This is a genomic window from Methylobacterium sp. J-026 (assembly GCF_022829585.1).
Classification (GTDB): Bacteria; Pseudomonadota; Alphaproteobacteria; order Rhizobiales; family Beijerinckiaceae; genus Methylobacterium.
In genome coordinates, this window is the sequence record NZ_JAKSYC010000145.1 from 1 (window position 1) to 18,996 (window position 18,996).

At 65.3% G+C, this 18,996-nt stretch carries 16 protein-coding genes, 1 tRNA gene, 1 other RNA gene and 3 pseudogenes; 8 read left to right on the plus strand and 13 right to left on the minus strand.

Annotated elements, in window-relative coordinates; translation table 11 throughout:
* From MKK69_RS13730 to MKK69_RS13745, 4 genes and pseudogenes are all read left to right on the plus strand, one after another.
* Positions 1 to 478 (plus strand): annotated as a pseudogene (locus MKK69_RS13730) (hypothetical protein); the annotation flags it as partial.
* Positions 479 to 712: 234 nt separating this feature from the next.
* Entirely contained in the window at positions 713 to 1,402 is a 690-nt protein-coding gene (locus MKK69_RS13735; protein WP_243968529.1) for a hypothetical protein, read from the plus strand.
* A 12-nt stretch (positions 1,403 to 1,414) separates the two neighbouring features.
* Complete coding sequence (locus MKK69_RS13740; protein WP_243968530.1) at positions 1,415 to 1,783, plus strand: DUF3768 domain-containing protein; 369 nt, start codon at positions 1,415 to 1,417, stop codon at positions 1,781 to 1,783.
* A 21-nt stretch (positions 1,784 to 1,804) separates the two neighbouring features.
* The gene (locus MKK69_RS13745) at positions 1,805 to 2,485 is read left to right on the plus strand and encodes a hypothetical protein (RefSeq protein ID WP_243968532.1); all 681 of its coding nucleotides are present in this window, start codon (positions 1,805 to 1,807) and stop codon (positions 2,483 to 2,485) included.
* 20 nt (positions 2,486 to 2,505) lie between these two features.
* On the opposite strand, the gene MKK69_RS13750 is transcribed toward MKK69_RS13745, so the two are convergent.
* Entirely contained in the window at positions 2,506 to 2,769 is a 264-nt protein-coding gene (locus tag MKK69_RS13750; RefSeq protein ID WP_243968534.1) for a helix-turn-helix domain-containing protein, read from the minus strand.
* 194 nt (positions 2,770 to 2,963) lie between these two features.
* Between MKK69_RS13750 and MKK69_RS13755 the strand changes: the two are divergent.
* Positions 2,964 to 3,176, plus strand: a pseudogene (locus MKK69_RS13755) (integrase); the annotation flags it as partial.
* A 171-nt stretch (positions 3,177 to 3,347) separates the two neighbouring features.
* On the opposite strand, the gene MKK69_RS13760 reads toward MKK69_RS13755, so the two are convergent.
* The 4 genes from MKK69_RS13760 to MKK69_RS13775 form a co-directional block, all read right to left on the minus strand.
* On the minus strand, positions 3,348 to 3,878 hold the full coding sequence (locus MKK69_RS13760; RefSeq protein WP_243968536.1) for an ester cyclase: 531 nt from the start codon (positions 3,876 to 3,878) through the stop codon (positions 3,348 to 3,350).
* A gap of 8 nt (positions 3,879 to 3,886) precedes the next feature.
* Entirely contained in the window at positions 3,887 to 4,597 is a 711-nt protein-coding gene (locus MKK69_RS13765) for an SDR family oxidoreductase (RefSeq protein ID WP_243968538.1), read from the minus strand.
* A gap of 33 nt (positions 4,598 to 4,630) precedes the next feature.
* The gene (locus MKK69_RS13770; protein WP_243968540.1) at positions 4,631 to 4,996 is read right to left on the minus strand and encodes a hypothetical protein; all 366 of its coding nucleotides are present in this window, start codon (positions 4,994 to 4,996) and stop codon (positions 4,631 to 4,633) included.
* Between the two features lie 86 nt (positions 4,997 to 5,082).
* Entirely contained in the window at positions 5,083 to 5,979 is an 897-nt protein-coding gene (locus MKK69_RS13775) for a polysaccharide deacetylase family protein (RefSeq protein ID WP_243968542.1), read from the minus strand.
* A gap of 197 nt (positions 5,980 to 6,176) precedes the next feature.
* Here MKK69_RS13775 and MKK69_RS13780 point away from each other — a divergent pair, with 197 nt between their 5' ends.
* Positions 6,177 to 7,163: a LysR family transcriptional regulator gene (locus tag MKK69_RS13780; RefSeq protein WP_243968543.1), complete on the plus strand. Its 987-nt coding sequence runs from the start codon at positions 6,177 to 6,179 to the stop codon at positions 7,161 to 7,163.
* 788 nt (positions 7,164 to 7,951) lie between these two features.
* On the opposite strand, the gene MKK69_RS13785 is transcribed toward MKK69_RS13780, so the two are convergent.
* The 7 genes and pseudogenes from MKK69_RS13785 to MKK69_RS13815 form a co-directional block, all read right to left on the minus strand.
* Positions 7,952 to 8,998: a hypothetical protein gene (locus MKK69_RS13785; RefSeq protein WP_243968545.1), complete on the minus strand. Its 1,047-nt coding sequence runs from the start codon at positions 8,996 to 8,998 to the stop codon at positions 7,952 to 7,954.
* A 518-nt stretch (positions 8,999 to 9,516) separates the two neighbouring features.
* Positions 9,517 to 9,761, minus strand: a pseudogene (locus MKK69_RS13790) (hypothetical protein).
* Positions 9,762 to 9,853: 92 nt separating this feature from the next.
* On the minus strand, positions 9,854 to 12,661 hold the full coding sequence (locus MKK69_RS13795; protein WP_243968547.1) for a PAS domain-containing sensor histidine kinase: 2,808 nt from the start codon (positions 12,659 to 12,661) through the stop codon (positions 9,854 to 9,856).
* A gap of 578 nt (positions 12,662 to 13,239) precedes the next feature.
* Positions 13,240 to 14,580, minus strand: a complete 1,341-nt coding sequence (locus MKK69_RS13800; RefSeq protein ID WP_243968548.1) for a transposase — start codon at positions 14,578 to 14,580, stop codon at positions 13,240 to 13,242.
* A 209-nt stretch (positions 14,581 to 14,789) separates the two neighbouring features.
* Positions 14,790 to 15,464 (minus strand): hypothetical protein, encoded by a 675-nt coding sequence (locus tag MKK69_RS13805; protein ID WP_243968550.1) that lies wholly within the window; start codon positions 15,462 to 15,464, stop codon positions 14,790 to 14,792.
* Positions 15,465 to 15,851: 387 nt separating this feature from the next.
* Positions 15,852 to 15,926, minus strand: a tRNA-Thr gene (locus MKK69_RS13810).
* Between the two features lie 324 nt (positions 15,927 to 16,250).
* A complete protein-coding gene (locus tag MKK69_RS13815; RefSeq protein WP_243968552.1) occupies positions 16,251 to 16,439 on the minus strand; it encodes a hypothetical protein in 189 nt (62 codons plus the stop codon).
* 248 nt (positions 16,440 to 16,687) lie between these two features.
* Between MKK69_RS13815 and MKK69_RS13820 the strand changes: the two genes are divergently transcribed.
* Positions 16,688 to 16,999, plus strand: coding sequence for a hypothetical protein (locus MKK69_RS13820; RefSeq protein WP_243968554.1), 312 nt, complete (start codon positions 16,688 to 16,690; stop codon positions 16,997 to 16,999).
* A 24-nt stretch (positions 17,000 to 17,023) separates the two neighbouring features.
* Here the strand turns inward: MKK69_RS13820 and MKK69_RS13825 are convergent, their stop codons facing one another.
* Complete coding sequence (locus MKK69_RS13825; protein WP_243968556.1) at positions 17,024 to 18,553, minus strand: serine protease; 1,530 nt, start codon at positions 18,551 to 18,553, stop codon at positions 17,024 to 17,026.
* 270 nt (positions 18,554 to 18,823) lie between these two features.
* Here MKK69_RS13825 and ssrA point away from each other — a divergent pair.
* Positions 18,824 to 18,996: a transfer-messenger RNA gene (gene ssrA, locus MKK69_RS13830) on the plus strand; the annotation flags it as partial.

Sequence of the window (18,996 nt, forward strand, 5' to 3'; positions counted from 1 at the left end):
GCCCGAACGTGGTCCGCGCCTGCGGAAGGCCGTTCTTGGTCCCCTCTGCGGGATCTACGGCATCGGCCCGAAGCTCTGGGCGATGATGCTGGCTGACCTTCTGCTCGGCGCCGACCCGAACCGGGAACGCTGGGTCACAGCTGGATCGTGGATGATCGCCGTCGACTCCCTCGTTCATAATTTCCTGCGTCGGACCGGCACCTTGGCGCGCTTCAACGCCGAACACGCCTTCGGGCTGGCTTGTACCGCGCCTGGGGGCTGTACGGAAATCATCGAGGGTTTGGCCTGCCGGATCAATGCTCAAGCCTACAACCCGGACTTCCCCGCGACCTTTCCTCGTTTTGTTCAAGCGGCGCTGTGGGGCTTTTGCGCGGAGGCTGGGTGGGACATCTGCAACGGCAATCGCATTGACGATCGGTTAGGCTGTCAGCAGCGGCAGTGCCCTGCTTTCGACCTCTGTGACCGTCGCCAAAACTGACGGGCGAAAGTGCGCCATTGCTCACCTGGTTGACAATAAGACTAAAATCCTATAAAACTTGTGGCGGGCGATGCGAAGCTGCTCAAAGCTTGAGGCCATGATGTTTCGACCACCGCCGCCACGAAAGCGATCGCACCGCGACCTGCGGCCGAGCTCTTCATCGAGCCTCACCCGCCCATCCACACCGAGCAAGGGGTCCCATCCGGGGCCCCTTTCGCATTTCAGGAGCATGCCATGATCCCGATCGTTACCAGGGCCGAAGAGCAGGCGAAGAATCCCGACCCAGCAAGAGGCACCGATATCGACACCAAGACGGAAGCCTCGGCTATTAAGCCCACACCAGCGCTGATCGTGTTCGGCGCCGATAAGGACGGGAAACCGCACGCCTCATGGTTCGCCGAGCCCGATACCTCCCTCGCGACAAAGGCCGCCGGGGTTATGAACATGCGAGCCCTCCCTCTCAGTACTGAGGCGCACCAAAACATCGCGACTGAGTTGCCCCAGGGCCGGGTGTTCTCTTCCGGTCGGGCCTTCGTGCCTTTCGTCAAAAAGGGCGTGTACGATCGCCTGAGCGTCTTGGCTGGGCCGGCCGAGGTAACGGCTTCTATCAATCCCGCGCCAGGCGCAGCGGTTGCGCTGACGTCTGCTGCGGCCACAAGCGATGTGGGCGACCAAACCCCCAAGGCACCGTCGAGCGGGGAGGCCCGTTACCCGCGGAGTTGGGTCGGCGTCGTGGTCGGCAGCTTGGTGCTGATCACCGAGGGCGAGCAGGACGGCTGGTATGAGGCCGAGGTCATCGAAGCGAAGGCCGGAGGGATCTTCAGCCTACGATGGCGCGACTGGCCGGACCTCCCACTCCTCGTGCGGCGGCGCGAACACATGGCCCTGCTGCACCCCAACACCGCCGCAATCGAAGTGGCCTGAGGAGAATCTGCCATGAACACCCAGATCTATAACGCTGGGTCGAACCCCGCGGCGGCTGACCCCGTCGCGCGGGTGCGGGCTCTGAACGACGCCTTCCGGCGAACCTTCAGCGGTGGGCAGGTGGTCGAGACCCCCGGCGTGGTCGAGCTACCCGAGGCCGACCGCATCGTCCTACTGCTGGCCGTACGCCGCTTCAGCAGCTTTGATCCCGACAACGACCCATACGGCGAGCACGACTTCGGTGCGGTCGAGGTCGGGGGCGAGACCTTCTTCTGGAAGATCGACACCTACGATCGGGCGCTCCTCGGCCATTCGCCGGATCCCGCCGACCCGAACGTCACGACCCGCGTGCTGACGATTATGCGCGCCGACGAGTATTGAGCCGTGAGCGCAGGCCTTCCCATGGACCCGAACGCCAGCCGCAGCGAGGCCGGCGGCACGTCAAGATCCATCGCTCCCGAGACGACGGGGGCGGCACCGACCAGACGGCGGTTGCTGGCCCTGATGGGCTCCCTGGCGACGGCATCGAATCAGCGGATCGACACCGCGCCAACCACCACGGCCTCGTCGAGCAGGACTCCAACCCCAGACCCGATCCCGTCGCTGTTCGCGGAGTACCAAACCCTGCTGACCAACCACGAAGCTGCCCTCGCGGAGGCCGATTGGCTCGAGGCGGGGTTGGTCGCTGATATCGGCTACCCGCGGGTGCGCCTACCTTCCGCCGCCGGCATCCGAGCCCGTTTCGCCGCCGACTGGGCCACCATTGAGCAGCATGTGCCACAAGGGCGCCAGCGCGAACGGCTTCAGCGCGCTTTCCAGCGTCGCCAGCGGCTTTGGGTTGAAGCGGCGGTCAATACTGGCCTGACCGCCGCGCTGGCCCGTGAGGCGGCCGCTGGCGATGACGTTCTGGCAGCGGTTTCGACCCTGCTCGCCACGCCAGCCTCAACCGCAACAGGGATCATGTTGAAGTTGCTGGTCCTGCTGAGCTGGCAGGAACCGGGCGCCTCACTTCGGGACACTTCGCCCTGGCGCGAGCTGCGCCTGATCCTATCTGACCTCGACGCGCTGACGGCTTGGTCATGAGCATCGGTCCGGCCCTAGGGTTACGGCTTCGGCTTTCGCCCGGCCCGCAATGGTTTGGGTGCGGCGGCGCCTTGATCCGGTTCAGTCAGCAGGTTGGCGATTGGCACGCCAAGGACGGTGGCGAAGGCTTCGAGGGTGGCGATCGTCACGTTCTCGGACCCGCGTTCGACCCGGCCGACGTAGGCCCGGTCGATGCCCGAGGCGAGCGCCAACCGCTCCTGAGACAGGCCCTGCTCGACCCGCAGCCGACGCAAGTTCCAACCAATAATGCCCCGCGCTTCCATCGCGCGACAGGGCACGATCGACGGCTTGACAATCGACGGACCAACAGTCCCTGATTACTTCAAGCTGTCGGCACCGCAGCATCGCAACATCGACCACAGAACGAAGGGGACAGGGGGTGGGGGGCTACCTGAAAGCGATGAAGCGCTACGCGGTGTTCCAGGGCCGGGCGTCGCGTGCCGAGTTCTGGCAGTTCGTCGACGAGTGGGTGACGCTGATCGGCCTCGACCCAGCGGGCTACGGCACGCACAGCCTGCGCCGGACGAAGGTCGCGCTGATCTACCGGCGCACCGGCAACCTGCGCGCCTGCCAGCTGCTGCTCGGGCACACGAAGCTAGAGAGCACGGTTCGCTACCTCGGCATCGAAGCAGACGATGCGCTGGTGATGTCGGAGCAGACCGACATCTGACACTCACCGCGGCGGCCCCAAGGGGCCGTCGCGCCTACCTCGTGAGTCCGAAAAGGGTGGAAAGCCGCTAATCTGCTATCGAGTTGAGGGCTGGAAGAAGCAAACGTGCGGTACTCCGCATGCAACAGTTCATTGTACACCTTCGTACATACTACTTACACTGGGGTACCATCAGTCGCTCGCAGCGGGCAGCAGCCCGGCTTGACGCAAAAAAGTTAGATTGTCCTCCAAGTGCCAATTATCGGTGATGCGCCCGCCCGCCACGCGCAGGATGTCAGTGGCGATGAAGTCGATCGCCTGGCCTTTCCCCTCGACGCCCGAGAAGCGTCCGGTGAAACGGCCAGCGAAGCGCAGGTGGCTCACCACACGGTCACCGACCACCAGCTGTTGCACCACCGTCACCTTCAGGTCGGGTACGGCAGCCAGGAACGCCTTGCCCGCGGTGGCGGGGCCACTCGGTCCCGGCGGCCGACCGGGCGGCGGCGTGTGATCGGTGAAGTTCGGGCCGAGCGCTTGGTCTAGTAGCGTCTGGCTGCCACTGTTCCAGAAGCCGTAGAAGGCGTCGACCGGCGTCAGCATAGCCGACACGGTCGCGGCAGGCAGGCTCTCGTCGACGATCAATTCCTGCGACTTGGCGAGCGCGACGGCGGCGCGGTCGTCGACTTGTGCGGCGTGGGCCGGGGTGGAGGGCGCGATAGGCATGGTCGTCCTCACGCGATCGTTCCGCCGCCATCCACCGTCACCGTGGTGCCGGTGACGTAGGGGTTGGTGGCAACGAAGAGGATGGCCTGGGCGATGTCCTCGGGCCGGCCGACGCGCCGGGCGGGCAACCGCTTGGCTGCACCCTCGAACATCGCCTGCCGGCCCCCCGAACTCATGCCGGCATAGAGCGGCGTGTCGATCAGGCCGGGAGAGACCGTGTTCACCCGCACCGGTGCCCGCTCCAGGGCGAGGCCGCGCGCCAGGGCTTCAAGGGCGGCGTTGATCGCACCCTGGAGCACCGAGGTCGCGCTGGGCCTGGTCGAGAGGAAGCCCGAGAGGAAGGTGAGTGAGCCGCCATCATGGATCTTCGCTGATCGAGCGACCCGGTAGGCACCGAAGAACTTCGAGTCCATCGAGGCTTGGGCATCCGCCAGGGACAGCGCTCCGACCGGTCCAGTCTTCGTCGAGGCCGCTGTCACGACCACATGGTCGAACGGCTCGCGGACCACGAAGAATGCCTCCACGGCCGCATCGTCGGTGAAGTCCAGACCGGCAGCCTCCCCGTCGGAGGCCTGCGCAGCGTCGTCCAAGCTCGTGCCCGGCCGTCCCGCCGCCACGACGCGGGCGCCCGCTCGCGCGAACGCTTCCGCCGTCGATCGGCCGATGCCGCCACTGGCGCCCACGACGAGGACGCGCTTGCCTGTGAGGTCGTGACTCATGGGATCTCTCCTGCTGGCATTCGGATCGACGGCTCAGCCGTGGGAGTCCGTCTTGAGGTAGTCGACCTTGTCGAAGGCCTCGATCAGGACGCAGCACTGCCACCAGTATGGCTTTGGCTCGGCAGCAACCGCTCGGCTGAGGACGTCGTGGATGACGGCCGCCATGGTGCGCCGGACCCCGGGGGGCCGTGGGTTCGTGGTGATCAGGCGCGCCACGATGAATTCGGCATCCAAGTCGGCCCCGGCGAGATGCCGGTCTGCGATGAGGACGCGACTCTTGAAATCGTCGAGCAGGGCGGTTCCCTGCTCGGAGATCCGGTGGTGGATCTGTGCGAACAACGGGACGAAATCGATGGCGCGGGCGAGCTTCGGCGTCGCCTCGACGACGATGTGCGGCATGCCTCAAATCTCCTTGCCGGCGCCGGTGCTTGCCTTCGATAGGCCGATCGCGGAGGTGATCCGCGATCGTCGATCGGTCGTTCGCTTCAGGCCGCCGAGCCCGGCAGGCCAGTCACGGTCGGAGCCCCGCGGTCGTAGACCGGCGTGCCAGCCCGCGCCTTCAGCGCCCACTCGGCGATCTCGTCCTTGCGGGCGAACCATACGCCGGGCTTCGAGCGGGCGTAGGTGAGGAACCGGTCGAGCACGCGGACGCGGTTGGCGTGGCCTGAGATGCGGTCGTGCAGCGACACGACCATCATGCGCCGCCGGTGTGCGCCTTCCTCATAGAGCTGGTCGAACTCGTCCTTGAGCGCCTGCTCGTAGGCTGCCGGGTTCCAGCCCTGGAAGGGGAACGACACGATGTCGTTCATGTGGAACGTGTAGGGCACGGTGACGAAGTCGCCGCCCTTGAGCTTGACGATGAACGGCTCGTCGCGGCTCGGCTCGTCGATGTGGTAGCGGAAGCCGAGCCCCTGCAGGATGTCGAGGGTACGGGGCGAGTTGCGCATCCAGTAGGCATTCCAACCGACCGGCCTCTGTCCGGTCGCGTTCTCGATCGCCGCGACGCCGTCGGCGATGAAGCGCCGCTCGGCCTCCGGGTCGAGGAAATAACTGTTCTCCCAGGTCCGCCCGTGGGCGGCGGCTTCGTGGCCGCGTAGGACGATCTCACGCGCGAGGTCGGGAGCCTTCTCGACGGCTTGCCCGATCATGAAGGACGACATCTTAACCTGATGCCGGTCGAACAGGTCGAGCAGGCGCGGGATGCCCTCGTAGACGCCATACTGGAAGAAGGCGTTGGTCGGCAGGTCCGGCAGGCCGTGCTCGATCGGATCGGGAATGACGCCACCCGCCCCCGAGATCGGTTGGCCACCCGCTTCGAACATCAGCGAGAAGCTGACCGCGAGGCGGGCGCTATTGGGCCAGAAAGTGTCGTTGTCGGCCATGGTCGGCTCCGTGAAATCCCGTGCATGAACGGACGATGGCAGCGCGGACGCCGCCGCCGCGGCAAGTCCGCTGCTGAGCAGCGCCCGGCGGGTGAAGGGGTGGGCTGCGATCGTCATGGGGTGAACATCGAGCATTGCACGGCGGTCGAGTAGCCTGCGATGATGCAAGGGTACCTTGTCCCGCGGTTGAGAGTGCGATGCTCGATGACCTGAATGAGTTGCGGACATTCCGCGCGATCCTCACCGAGGGGAGTCTGTCCGCCGCGGCGCGGCGGCTCGGTGTCACCCTGGCCGTCGTCAGCAAGCGTCTGGCGACCCTCGAAAGGCGGGTCGGCGTCCGACTGATCCATCGGACGACCCGCGCCCTCAGCGCGACTGAGGAGGGATCCCGCTTACTGATCGACGTCGAGCGCGCGCTGGAGGCCATCGAGAGCGGGGAGGAGCGACTGGCCGGTTCCCGCGATGAGCCTGCCGGCACCCTGCGGGTGAGTGCGCCCATCGCCTTCGGGCGCCGATGCGTCGTGCCCGTGATCGGGGACTTGGCCCGCCGCTACCCACGCCTCGCGGTTTGCCTCGAACTCGACGACCGTCTGGCGGACCTCGTCGGCGAGGGGCTCGACGTGACCATCCGCATTGGCGGCTTGACCGATAGCTCGGCGATGATGCGCAAGCTCACCGACAACCGCCGCATCCTAGTGGCATCGCCCGCCTATCTCGACGCCGCCGGTCGTCCCGCGACGCCTGAGGAGGCGGTCGGCCACACCTTCCTGCGGTACGGCACCTCCGTCGAGCCATGGCATCTCAGCGGACCGGGGGGCGTCACGGTCAACCTCGCCGCGACGGGGCGGCTGCGGGTCGACGACGGAGACGCCGTGCATGATTGGGGTTTGGCCGGGCTTGGCATCATGCTGAAGTCGCAGGTCGATGTCGCCGCGGACCTCGCGACCGGGCAACTCGAAAGGGTGCTCCCGGGATGGGATGGGGGCGACGCGCCGATCGTTGCGCTGTATCCCAGTGGCCGCAACCTGCCGCTCAAAACCCGCGTCCTGCTTGATGCACTCGAACATCATGTCGTCGGGGCACTCGATAAGGAGACCATGCGCCCGACCCCTCATCCGCGTTCTGCGAAGCGTGATCCTGCCGAAGCAACAGCGGCACGGACGTCCGCTTTGCGACACTCTTGATACACACGGCTACGGCGAGGTTGGGTCGGAAGCGGGATGGCTGCTCAGGGTGGTTTCCTGCCCGTCTGCTTCAGGGCAGCGCATGCATCGGAGCGGACATAAACGCTGGGACCGCTCACCCCCCGCTAAAGCTGCGCACACCAACCATCAATCGATAGGATCCTCCGTTCACAAGCACGTGCCGGTGTAGCTGCTTGTCACCAAGGTGAGCTTGTCATTTTCTGCATGCCAATAGATCACCCACGCCAGCTCGCAAGGAAACCCCAATTGTACGAAGGTTGCCGAATACAATTCAGGCCTGCCAGGACTTTCCCTGAACGGCCCGCCCCGCCTAAATCCATCCGCGCGGAGCCGCTGTACCAACACTGCCTCTGACGATCCGAGCGGAAAATTCTCGTTTATACGGGTCTTGAAGGCTTCGTTGGCCTTCTGGAACTCGGAAGGCAATCCCTGCGCGAGAGATGGCAAGAACAAGCGCTCAGGACGCTTAAGCCAGTAGCAGACGCAGAGGATCGCAATCAGCCCGATAGCCGATGCACCAAGGGAGCGAACGAGAGTGCGTCTTCTCATGGTGGCATCATGGGGCGCTCAAGTTCAAGTTTCCAGTTTGACACCCAGTTCCCGGACAGCCGACGAATAGCTGCTTTTGGGAATAGTCAACGGCGACATGAGCGACTGGCATGGGTGGTTTTCTACCTGTCTGCTTCTGAGCGGCAATGCTAAAAATCGGACATTAACACCGGGCCTGCTCACGGTGTATTGCGGAGATGTAGCGGTATATATTTGAACTACGGCGCACTGCGCCACTCGGTATAGAGATCAAGGATCGTGGATCTAACCCGCTTGAACGCCCCTTCGACATCGTCGCCGCGCACGGTGAAAAGAGTCTTGGCGTTAAGTCCGTCTGATAGCCGAATGTCTACAACGCAATCGAAGTCCTTCGAAGCGCGGGGATGACATTGGACGACGGAGCGCTCATCGTCCATCACCCACGTTCCACCGGAATAGACGGTCGCTGCGCCACGCTGGGTTGCCGTGTTGAGCGGGTATTTTCCGGCTGCTTTCTGCCTCTGGAAGAACTCGTACGTCGGGGCGACTCCGACCGAAGCGGTGCGCTGCGGAAAATCCGCATAACCGTAGATCGTTATCTGTTCGATTTCGGGTGCAGCGTCGGCACTGCAGGTCAAGCGCCTGATGACGTCTGCTGCGTCGCGGCATCCCTCAGCCAACCACGCCGTGATTTCTGGTCTAAGACGCTCGTTAACGATTTTCACAACAAACAGAGTTACCGTCTGAGCCTGAAAATCTCCTGGAAGATAATTAACAGCAGCACACAGCCGTCGGACAGCTCCCGGCCTAGCCAAAGAAAAGATCTCGTTTCCAGCTTGAACCATCGTTACAGGAGTTTTGGGGACGTGCAACACGATGTCGCCGAAACGGATGGCGAAGGATCGCCTCGCAGCGCATTCGTTCGAGGGCGGTCGGCGTTCCCATGCTCGATAGTAGTCATAGCCGAAATACAATGCCGGTGCGGCCAGAAAGGCCACAGACAAGATTCCTAGGGCGCGCCACCGCCTGCTGGGGCGTCGTACGAGTAATGTCAGCGAACGCCCGGCCACGGCGGCGGTGAGGCTGCTCGCCATCAACCATAGCATGGCGACGGCCATGCCCTCAGCGAGCCCATTCCCCTCGCCGAGATGCCGTTGCTGGACGAACCACGGCACCCCAACCAGCGCCACCCCAATTACTGTGGCAACCGCGAGCGAACGCCAGCCAGGCATCGCTGCCATGACGACGAATGGCAGAACGTAGAAAATTAAGACGACGCCGATCAAGAATGACATTAGCTCCCCGCGGCGGCTCACCAAAGCATAGTAGGAGTCGGGTTTGATTAATACGCCTGCCCTTCATCGCCGCCTTTCACAGTTGTAAGTGGGTTTACAGCGCGTAATTAAACTTTTTCTGACTTCGAAAATATGAACGTGGACCATATCCCCAATATAAAGTAGGGATCCCCGCCGATGCCCACTTCGATATCTACGCTCCACCCCAAGCCAAAGTAGACGGATGGCTGCCGAGCGGCTGCTTTGGAGAAGCGGTAACGGCGGCCCAGGCGTCTGAGTTGGGTCGGCAGCCGAATGACCGCTCAGCGCCCCGAGCGGTCATTCGGCTTGCGACCCAACACAGTCGTTCACGCGCGGTTATGCGCCTCCCGGAAGCGGACATGGCCGCAGACGTGAAAAAGATAGATGTGGGGGTCTCTGTAATCGCTTCATCGAGCCGAGCATTCAAGGCGGGCACGCCTGCGAGGTCAGCTGATGACAGTCTCCTGCTTGTCGTCTTCGAAGCCGGCTCAGGCCATCAGGCAATGAGTGTTGTCCGCAACGTGCTCCCGGTAGCGCGCGATGACATCACCGTGGCTGCCGCCCGCCATCAGGGTATTGGCAGCCTCCACCGCGGCCACGACCTTCTGCTGACCATTGAGACCATCTCGGCCTGGCTCTCCGCGCAGCCCCATGCGATCCGCACCAGTCGCAACTCGATGACCTTTTGAGCCTCCACGGCGAGCGGAAAGTCGGCACAGAACGGGTTCAGGATGACGGCTCCGGTCGGTGGTTCGCGCCTGACAACGCCGTAGCGGAACCCCAGTCGCTACGGACGATGACGCAGGTCAACCTCTGGCGGCGAGTTCAAGCCTCGGCGATGAGATCCTTGATGCGGGTGGCGAGGGTTTCCAGCACGAACGGCTTGGTCAGGACCTGCATGCCGGGGCGCAGGTAGCCGTTCCCGAGCACAGCGTTCTCGGCGTAGCCGGTAATAAAAAGCACCTTCAGGTCCGGCCGCCGCTCGCGGCCGGCATCGGCCATCTGCCGCCCGTTCATGCCCCCCGGCAGCCCGACGTCGGTCACCAGCAGGTCGATGCGCACGTCCGACTGAAGTACCTTCAGGCCTCCCACGCTGTCGGCGGCCTCGATGGCGGTGTAGCCAAGGTCTTCCAGTACCTCGGTGACGAGCATGCGCACGGAGGGCTCGTCGTCCACGATCAACACTGTCTCGCCCTGGCCGGCCTGCTCCACCTCGGCAAGCCTGCGGGCCACGTCATCCTCGTCGGCCTCGCCGTAGTGGCGCGGCAGGTACAGGCAGACCGTCGTCCCGACGCCGACCTCGGAATAGATCCGCACCTGTCCGCCGGACTGTCGGGCGAAACCGTAGACCATGGACAGTCCGAGGCCCGTGCCCTCGCCGGTAGGCTTGGTGGTGAAGAACGGCTCGAACACCTTTCCGATCAGATCCGGGGCCATGCCAGTGCCGGTGTCGGTCACGCAGACGCCCAGGTACTGGCCGGGAGCGAGATCGTGCTGGCGGCTACCGGCCTCGTCAATCCACCTGTTGGCGGTCTCGATAGTGATGCGGCCGCCGTCCGGCATCGCGTCCCGAGCGTTGATGCACAGGTTGAGCAGCGCGTTCTCCAATTGTCCTGGGTCGATCAGCGCCGGCCACAGCCCCGCGAGGCCGACGACCTCCAAGTGGACGGCAGGACCGACAGTACGCCGGATCAACTCCTCCATGTCCCGGACCAGGCGGTTCACGTTGGTGGGCTTGGGGTCGAGGGTCTGGCGCCGGGAAAAGGCGAGCAGGCGATGCGTCAGGGCGGCGGCGCGCTTGGCCGCCCCTTGCGCGACGCTCATGTAGCGGTCGAGGTCGCCCATGCGACCCTGCGACATGCGGGTCTGCATCAGTTCCAGCGAGCCTGAGATGCCGGCAAGCAGGTTGTTGAAATCATGCGCGAGGCCGCCGGTCAGTTGGCCGACCGCCTCCATCTTCTGCGACTGCCGCAGGGCCTCCTCCGTCTTCGCGAGCGCCTCGCCCTGCAGCTTGATCTCGGTGACGTCGCGTACGGACGAGTAGATGAGCCCGTCGCGCGGGACAGCGTTCCAGGACAGCCAGACGTAACCGCCATCCTTGCGGCGGTAGCGGTTCTCGAACGTGAGTTGGGCCTCCCCGCGCGACAGCCCCCCCGCCGCCGCCAAGGTCGCGGCGATGTCGTCGGGGTGGACGAAATCGAGGAACGGTCGCGCCTTCAGCTCGGCCTCGGTCCACCCGAGGGTCCGCGGCCAAGCCGGGTTGAGACCGACGAAGTAACCGTCGAGGTTGGCTACGCATAAGAGGTCGGACGAAGCTTGCCAGATCTGGTCGCGCTCGGCGGTCCGGGCGGCGACTTGGCGGGCTAGGTCGGCCTCCGTCTGCGCCCGGACGGTCACGTCCTGCACGAAGACGTGGAAGCCGTCGACCGCGCCGCCGTCATCCTGGCGGGGCAGGTAGCGAATCTCGGCAACGCGGTGCCGCCCGTCGCGGTGCGGCCAGTCCGTCTCGAAGGTGACGGGCTCGCCCCCGAGTGCCCGGTCGATGAAGGGCCGCCGAACGGCGTAGGCGGCTGGGCCCAGGAGTTCGCGGACATCGCGCCCGACGACCTCGCCGGGCGGGACGAAGAACCAGTCCCGGTAGGCATCGTTGGCGAAGCGGTAGACATGGCCCGCGTCGATGAACGCGATCAGCACCGGCAGCGCGTCGGTGATGAGTCGGAGTTCGCGCGCGTTGGCCTCCGCCCGCAACTCGGCGTTCCTTCGTGCGGTAATGTCGCCGAAGAAGACCGCGACGCGGCGGTCGCGCGGGTCCCCGACCCGGTGCGCACGCACGTCAAACCAGCGCCCGAACACGGCGGCGTAGTTCTCGAAGTGGGCGGGTTCCCCAGTCAATGCGACGCGGCCGTAGCGGTCGAACCAGTGCCGTTCGAGGTTGGGCGCGAACGAGCTGACCCACCGACCGGCGACGTCCGCGCCGGTCTGCCGGGCGAAGGCCGGGTTGGCTTCCTCGATCAGGTAGTCGACCGCCCGTCCGTCCGCGTCGAAGCGCATCCTGATGATGCAGAACCCGACCTCGATCGTCTCGAACAGCGTCCGGTAGCGGGCCTCGCTAGCCTGCAGCGCCTCCTCGGCAAGGCGGCGGTCATGGATGTCCTCGACGACGCCGTACCAAGCCACGATGGCGCCGGCTTCGTCCCGGCGGGGACGCGCCCTGGCTCGCATCCAGCGGTATTCGCCTGCAGCCGCAATGTTGATGCGGTAGTCCACGTCGACCGGATCGCCCGAGGCGAGGCAAGCCGAGAACACCGCGACCGTGTGCGGAATGTCGTCCGGATGCAGGGCCTTCTTCCAGCCCGCGCCGTCCGGTTCGCCCGGGGCCTGGCCCGTCAGGTCGAGCCAGCGATTCGAGTACGAGGTGATGTTGCCAACTGGGTCGCAGGTCCACGGGACCTGAGGGTTGAGTTCGACCGTGTGCCGGAAATGGTCTTCGCTCTCGCGGAGCTTCGCCTCGTTCTCCCTCAGCGCCATCCAGTGGAACGCCTCGCCTTCCGCCTCCGGCAGCCGCGACCGCAGGCGTATGACCTCCGCCTCAAGCTCGTTCCGCGACAACGCCGTGACGTCGAACCCAACCAAAACTCACTTCTCGCGATTGGCCGAGGTCTCGCCTCGAAATCGTGTATCCCGGGGGGCAAGCCATCCGGGCTCGACCGGTTCCGTTGACCGCGTCCCCCCGGCCGGGGCCGTGAGGCCCCGCCTGATCGGGCCACGCGGTCCGCTCCCGTCGAATCGCCCTGCGGAAGCGGGCTGCCTCAAGTCCACCGGTTCTGCCGTTCCAATAGCGGCCCTAGCCGTCGATCCGTCCCTGTCGAGCATCCCGGAGCGGGGCGTGTTCCACGACAAGCCGTTCCAGCAGCGCAAGCTCGTTCAAGGCATCCTCGAATTTGCGTCGGCCAGCCGATAGCTCGATCTATCGACCGGCTAAAAGGCACACCCGGTTCGGTGTTCAACGTCAGGTTCCCAGCATTTCTGACCGAGACCGGACGTTCCGGGCTCCACCCGACCCGGACGTGGGGCGTCCTCCACCAAGCTGCTGCAAAGCAGACCTTCCGAGGGTCCGAGAAGGGTCGATTTCGTTGAAAAACTCGTCGGCGGCCGAGATCGGGGCGCGGTCGGGGTGAGCCCTCGTTCCCGGGCTGGGGTTCCCCTGCCGGTCAAGCCGGGCGCGGCTGCGGGACCGGAATGATCTTGGCGAGCTTCCTCAGGTTCTGGGCGGCGGCTGCGAGGTGGAACTCGTCCTTCGCTCCGTTCGGTCCTCGTAGCCGGAGGCGGTCCAGCTTCAGGATGCGCTTGAGGTGGGCAAACAGCATCTCGACCTTCTTGCGTTCGCGTCGTGAGGTCTTGCCTTCCGCGGACCGCGCGATGTCGCGGGCCATGTCCCGCGCGCCCTCGTAGATCGAGCGCGGGACCTTGCGCACTGGCTCGTTCGGGCAGCACCGCGCCTTCAACGGGCATGGCGCGCAGTCGAACTTGCTCGCCCGGTACAGCAGCGTCGCCCCGTCGTTGACCAGGGTGCCGGTCGTGGTCAGCACCTGGCCCGCCGGGCAGTGGTAGACGTCGCCCGGCTGGTCGTAGGTGAAGTCCACGCGTGAGAAGGTGCCGTCGGTGCGGGCCGATTTGTCGAACACGCTGATGTGCGGCTCGATGCCGTGCTCGTAGACGAGCCAGCCCAGCATCTCGGCCGAACCGTAACCGCTGTCGCCGGCAAGCCGGGCCGGATAGAGGTCGAAGCGCTCGCGCGATCGCTCGATCATGCGTTTGGCGGCCGTGACCTCGGCTTGCCGGATGGCCGTGGTCGCCTCGACGTCGACGATGATCGCGTGGTCGAGGTCGATCAGATAGTTGGCCGTGTAGGCGAAGAACGCCTGCCCGCCGTGCGCTCCAGTCCAGCGCGCGGCCGGATCGGCGGGCGAGATGAACTTGGGCGGCACCGGCGTGGCGGCCTCGTCGAGGACGGCGAGGTACTCCTGAGCGGCGCGGCTCACGACCTCGGGCGGCAGGCCGGCAGAGCCTTCGACCCCCTTCTGCCGATTGGCATCGGCCCTGATCAGGCTGCCATCGACGGCAAAGCCTTCGCCACCGACGAGCCCCTCCGCGATGCAGCGGGCGAGCACGGTCTCGAACAGGCGGCGCAGGAGATCGCTGCCGCGGAAGCGACCGTGACGGTTCTTGGAGAAGGTAGAGTGGTCCGGCACGCGGCCCTCCAGGCCGAGCCGGCAGAACCAGCGGTAGGCGAGGTTGAGGTGGACCTCGTCGCACAGCCGGCGCTCGGAGCGGATACCGAGGCAGTAGCCGACGATCAGCATGCGGATCATCAACTCGGGATCGACGGAAGGGCGGCCCGTCGAGGCGTAGAACGGGGCCAGTTCCTGGCGCAGGCCGGTGAGATCGACGAAGCGGTCGATGGAGCGAAGCAGATGGTCGGTGGGAACGTGCGTGTCGAGCGAGAACTCGTAGAAGAGGGCACCCTGCGCGACTTGCCGAGGTCCCATCATCTGCTTCGATCTCCGTCTCTCGACAGGAGTGAATCACCTCATCACAACCGCTGCAACACCCGAGTTTTTCAACAGAATCGGCCAAGACCGGACGGTCGACCATCCGAAGCTGAATGTCCGCTACCGGGCGGTCAGCTGATGTCCGCTCATGGCGCATAGCGGCACTTGGTTGACCTGATGCCGCTCAGCTGTCGGCTCGGTCATCCCAGCTAAGCTTTGCGAGCGGATCGTCCTTCCAGGCCCTTCAGGCGCCGCCGCAGCCCGGCGATCTCCGAACTTAGCACCCCGGAGATCCTGTACCGCTGCCGGGCCTTCCGCGTACCGTCCGGCCGCCGAGTCGTGATCGTCACCTCGTGGATCAGCGCGCGCTGCTGTGCCTCGGCCTTCGCTTGACGCGCAGTCGCGATCGCATTCGGCGGGGATGAGGACACCCGCTTCGCCAATGCCCGCTGACGCGCCCAGGCGTGCAACCCTTCGCCCGGGGAGGCCGCAAGCGCCTGAACCCGGCTCGGCAGCACCTTGGCTGATTCGAGATGCTGGATCGCCCGCACGTCCCGGCTGATCAGCTTGCGCGCCGCCAGCCGCTCGGCCGCGGTCTCGCCGCCATAGGAGACGAACCGCTCGACGATGAGGTGCAGGTCGTGGGTGGTGCGCGAGCGTTTGCGCCCGCTCAGCGTTTCAAGCTCGGCCATGATCGCGGTCTGCAGTGGGCTGGCGCTGATTCGGATGTATGTGGCGTAGGACAGTGCGATGGCCTCAAGGTGCTGCGCATCCGACGCCTTGCGGATGTTCAAGCCGGCGCGCTGCAGCCAACCCGCGCTGTCGAGCGGCTGCGACCTGGCACCTTGGACCTGATGCAGGAAGCGTTCGGCGTCGGCGGCCACGGCGTCGCGGCTGCCAGCCCCAGCGCTGGCTCTGCCTAATTCGGCCGGTTCAGTTGCAGACTTAGCAGTTGGCGACCTGTCGTGTGCCTTCGTCGATGTAACGTGGTGCGGTGGCTGCTTCGAAAGGGAGGGGGTACGAGTTCGGTTAAACCGAAACGCGGGAACTGCGTCGTTGAGCATGGCCTGGATCCATTCCGAGCAAACGGCCGCGCTTAAGTGAGCGCAACACGTAGCGCATATGAATTGGCGTCGCGCTGAAACGGGCGGAACGCACATATGGGCAGCAAAGGTTTGTATGAAATGCCCCAGCCGTTACCCCTATTGTTACCCCATCTTCGTTCGACGCGGTTGGTGGCGAAAAAATCCGAACTAAGTCATTGTAATGATTGGTGCCGGTGGAGAGGATCGAACTCCCGACCTTCGGTTTACAAAACCGCTGCACTACCGCTGTGCTACACCGGCGGGCGCCTTGAAACCGTTGAGAAATCTTGCGGTTTCAGGGCGTCAGGGGGACTTTTGACTACGTTTGAGGGCGCTTCGTCAAGGCACAGATCCCGGCACGGTCCGTCCATGGCCCGGCCGCGTCGCGCTGCGGGCGCGTACGGACGGTCGGCGCTCCGGGACATCGGGGGGCGCCACAGCCTGAACGATCCGCGATCCGACGGTCTCCGTCCGCGTCACGGCGAATCTGGCCACCGCCGGGGGGCAATCGATGCCACCGCTGCCGGCCGCGGCACCGGATCGCACCCGCTCCGCGTTCCTGGACCGCTGGATGCCGGCGGGCGGCTAAAGCTGCGTGCCGTCGCCGCGCAGCGGCGCATCCCAGACGGGGTCTGCCGGCGTCAGCGGGACCACCGGTGCGCACGCCACGAGCAGCGCGATCATCGCGGTCCGTGAGCCGAGCAGGACCGCCGGCGGCTCGCCCGTGAGGATCCGCCAACCCAGGACGAAGGCCTCGACCGGCAGGTCGGCCAAGGTGTCCGTCGTGGGCGGGGGGTGATCCGCCGGGGCAGGCGCGGGCGTGTCCATGTCCCCTCAACGGGATCGCCCCGACTTCGAGCGACCCGTTCGCGCCGGATGGTGAAGAGACGGTGATGCGGCTCCGGGGAACCGGGCCCCCGGCGTGCGGCCGCGCCGGCGCGAATTGCGGGGCGCGGCGCGACCCGCCACCAAAGCCCGGCTCGCGCGTTGTCGAGAGGATCCATCCTCACCTGGAGCGCCCGATGCTCGCCCGATCCGCGTTGCTGCTCGCCCTTCTCACGTCGAGCGCCCACGCCGCCGCCTTCGATGACCTGAAGGGGTACCTCGCCTCCTGCCTGCGGTTCGAGATGAGCGGCACTCCCGCACAACGGGGTATGCCCCTGTCGTCCCGGGTCCACACCGCACTCGATCGCTGCTCCGACGACGTCGCCCGGCTGGAACGGGCCGATGGGCGGCGCCTGCGCGGCGATGGCGGCCTCAGCCCCTCGACCAAAGCGGTGATCCAGGGCGTCGTCGGCCGCGGCGACAGCGGTTTTCGCGACGTGCGGTACTGAGCGCTGCGGGTCCGCGCGCGAGACCTACTGGCACGCCACGAGGCCGCTGACCGTCTTGGCCGCGTCCGCAAGGTCGGCCGGATCGAGCTTCGCCCCGGTGATCGAGCCTGGCATAATCGTAACCCCGTTGCTTTCCAAGAACGACGCCAGGATTGCACCCTTAATCGCAAAGTTGATGTTTTGTGGGAAGTCGCCGGACGCGATCGCAACTTTGAGAACGTTCAGCTTCGATTGAACGACGCCGGCCACGTTGCCAAAATTGTCAAGCACCGGGCCGCCGGAATTGCCGGCCTGGACTGGTGCAGAGATCTGGTAGAACCGTGAATCGTCGTTCACCCCGGCAAGGGCAGTGACATTGCCGAGCGTGAAGTTGCCGGTGTTGGCCAGCAGGTCGAGATGAGGGTAGCCGAACGTCGCGATGCCTTCGCCGAGCCGTGCGCCGAGCCGCAGCGGCGGGAATTTGTGACCCTCGGCTCCTGTGACCTGAATCAAAGCCATGTCGTTGGCCGCATCAGTCGCCCTGACGGCTGCCTTCCGGATTTGTCCATCCGGCGTCTTCACGACGATATCCTTGCACGTCTCGATGACGTGATTATTCGTGATGAATCGCCCCTGCCCGTCGACGAAAAACCCACTGCCGGTCGAGATCTTGTCCTCCGGCTTAGCCCGAGCCACCGGCGGCGGTGCGGCCGGGTTCGGCACGGGTGCGAGCACATTGGGCGCCGGGGGGATGACGGCCGGATCCGGCCGGCTTACCGGCACGACGGCCGGCGCCGCGGCAACGCGGGCGGGCTCCTCGTCCAGGAAGCCGGGCGGCTCGACGAAGGGCCGGCCGTTCATCACCGAACCGAGCGAGGCCGACATGAGGACGGCGATGCGCTCGCCATTCACCACGCCCTTCGCGTTGTTCCAGAAGGCCGCGAAGCCCAAGATACCGTCGCCGTCCGCGTGATACCGGACGTACTCGTCATCCCCGTCTCCCGTCGTCGCGGAGATGACGAACCAACCATCCTTGAGAACCGAATAATGGATGACGGTGCCGTTGCCGCGCATCTTCTCCAAAAGGCCGGCATACACGGCCTCCGGCGTCGTTCCGGAGAAATAGTTGTAGGACACTTGGACCCGATCGGTGGCGTCGCGGTAGGTGAGGCCGTTTCTATTGGGATAGGGGCGAAGGCCCATGCCCTGGGGTATCCAGATAGGCCGCCCCCGCGTCGGATGTCCGATCTGGCGGAAGTCCCACATGTTGAACATGGGGCGCGCCACGGCGAACAATTTGTCTGAGGTTGCCTTGTCCAAGCTTCCCGACGGCGTAAGACTGTTGGCGATTTGGAAGTCTCGGATGGCGTTAAAGGTGTGCAGGGTGAAGCGCTCAGTGGGGACGGCATTCTGGTAACCCGCGCTGATCAGCATCGTCTGCGCGATGACGCGCTCCCGCAGAGCGTAGCTTGAATTGAAGCCCTCTTCGGCAGAGTAATAGGCCGGCGGCCGCGGAGCAGCATTGACCGGCGAGGCGGCCAGGGCCGCGACTAGAACGAGCGATCCGCACCGCATGTCAGCACCCTCGTCCTATGGTCGATGCCACATTCTCGCCACAAAATCTGAAGTTGCAACAGCAGAGTTTGCGCAGTCGCGCGCGTTGGTTACTCCTGCTGGGCATCGTCAGTCGGCATGCGGCTCAGGGCGATGGTCACGAACCGGTCTGCCGGAAGCTGAACTCGGATCGGGATGGAGCCCGCCTCGGTGAGCCCTGGGCGTCTGGAGCCCATCAACCCTGTAGACCCGGGGGGCACTTCTGGCGTAGGGTGCGCGCGAGGTTGATGACCGGTTCATAATAACGCTTCAGGACCCGGGGGCGGTACCCGGCGCCTCCACCAGAAGCACCTTGCCCCGCTACCGTTCGGGGACGGGGGCGCGCATCCGGCGTTGCGGATCGCGGGCTGCCAGGGTGCTTCTGCTGGGGGTGAAACAGGTTCGACTGGGCGGTAAAGGGATCG

Coding starts and splice junctions, on each gene's coding strand:
- MKK69_RS13750 (WP_243968534.1), bottom strand. CDS start 2,769: ATGGAAGCGCGGGGCATTATTGGTTGGAACTTGCGTCGGCTGCGGGTC.
- MKK69_RS13800 (WP_243968548.1), bottom strand. CDS start 14,580: ATGATGGGACCTCGGCAAGTCGCGCAGGGTGCCCTCTTCTACGAGTTC.
- MKK69_RS13740 (WP_243968530.1), top strand. CDS start 1,415: ATGAACACCCAGATCTATAACGCTGGGTCGAACCCCGCGGCGGCTGAC.
- MKK69_RS13745 (WP_243968532.1), top strand. CDS start 1,805: ATGGACCCGAACGCCAGCCGCAGCGAGGCCGGCGGCACGTCAAGATCC.
- MKK69_RS13820 (WP_243968554.1), top strand. CDS start 16,688: ATGCTCGCCCGATCCGCGTTGCTGCTCGCCCTTCTCACGTCGAGCGCC.
- MKK69_RS13825 (WP_243968556.1), bottom strand. CDS start 18,553: ATGCGGTGCGGATCGCTCGTTCTAGTCGCGGCCCTGGCCGCCTCGCCG.
- MKK69_RS13770 (WP_243968540.1), bottom strand. CDS start 4,996: ATGCCGCACATCGTCGTCGAGGCGACGCCGAAGCTCGCCCGCGCCATC.
- MKK69_RS13765 (WP_243968538.1), bottom strand. CDS start 4,597: ATGAGTCACGACCTCACAGGCAAGCGCGTCCTCGTCGTGGGCGCCAGT.
- MKK69_RS13735 (WP_243968529.1), top strand. CDS start 713: ATGATCCCGATCGTTACCAGGGCCGAAGAGCAGGCGAAGAATCCCGAC.
- MKK69_RS13775 (WP_243968542.1), bottom strand. CDS start 5,979: ATGGCCGACAACGACACTTTCTGGCCCAATAGCGCCCGCCTCGCGGTC.
- MKK69_RS13780 (WP_243968543.1), top strand. CDS start 6,177: ATGCTCGATGACCTGAATGAGTTGCGGACATTCCGCGCGATCCTCACC.
- MKK69_RS13760 (WP_243968536.1), bottom strand. CDS start 3,878: ATGCCTATCGCGCCCTCCACCCCGGCCCACGCCGCACAAGTCGACGAC.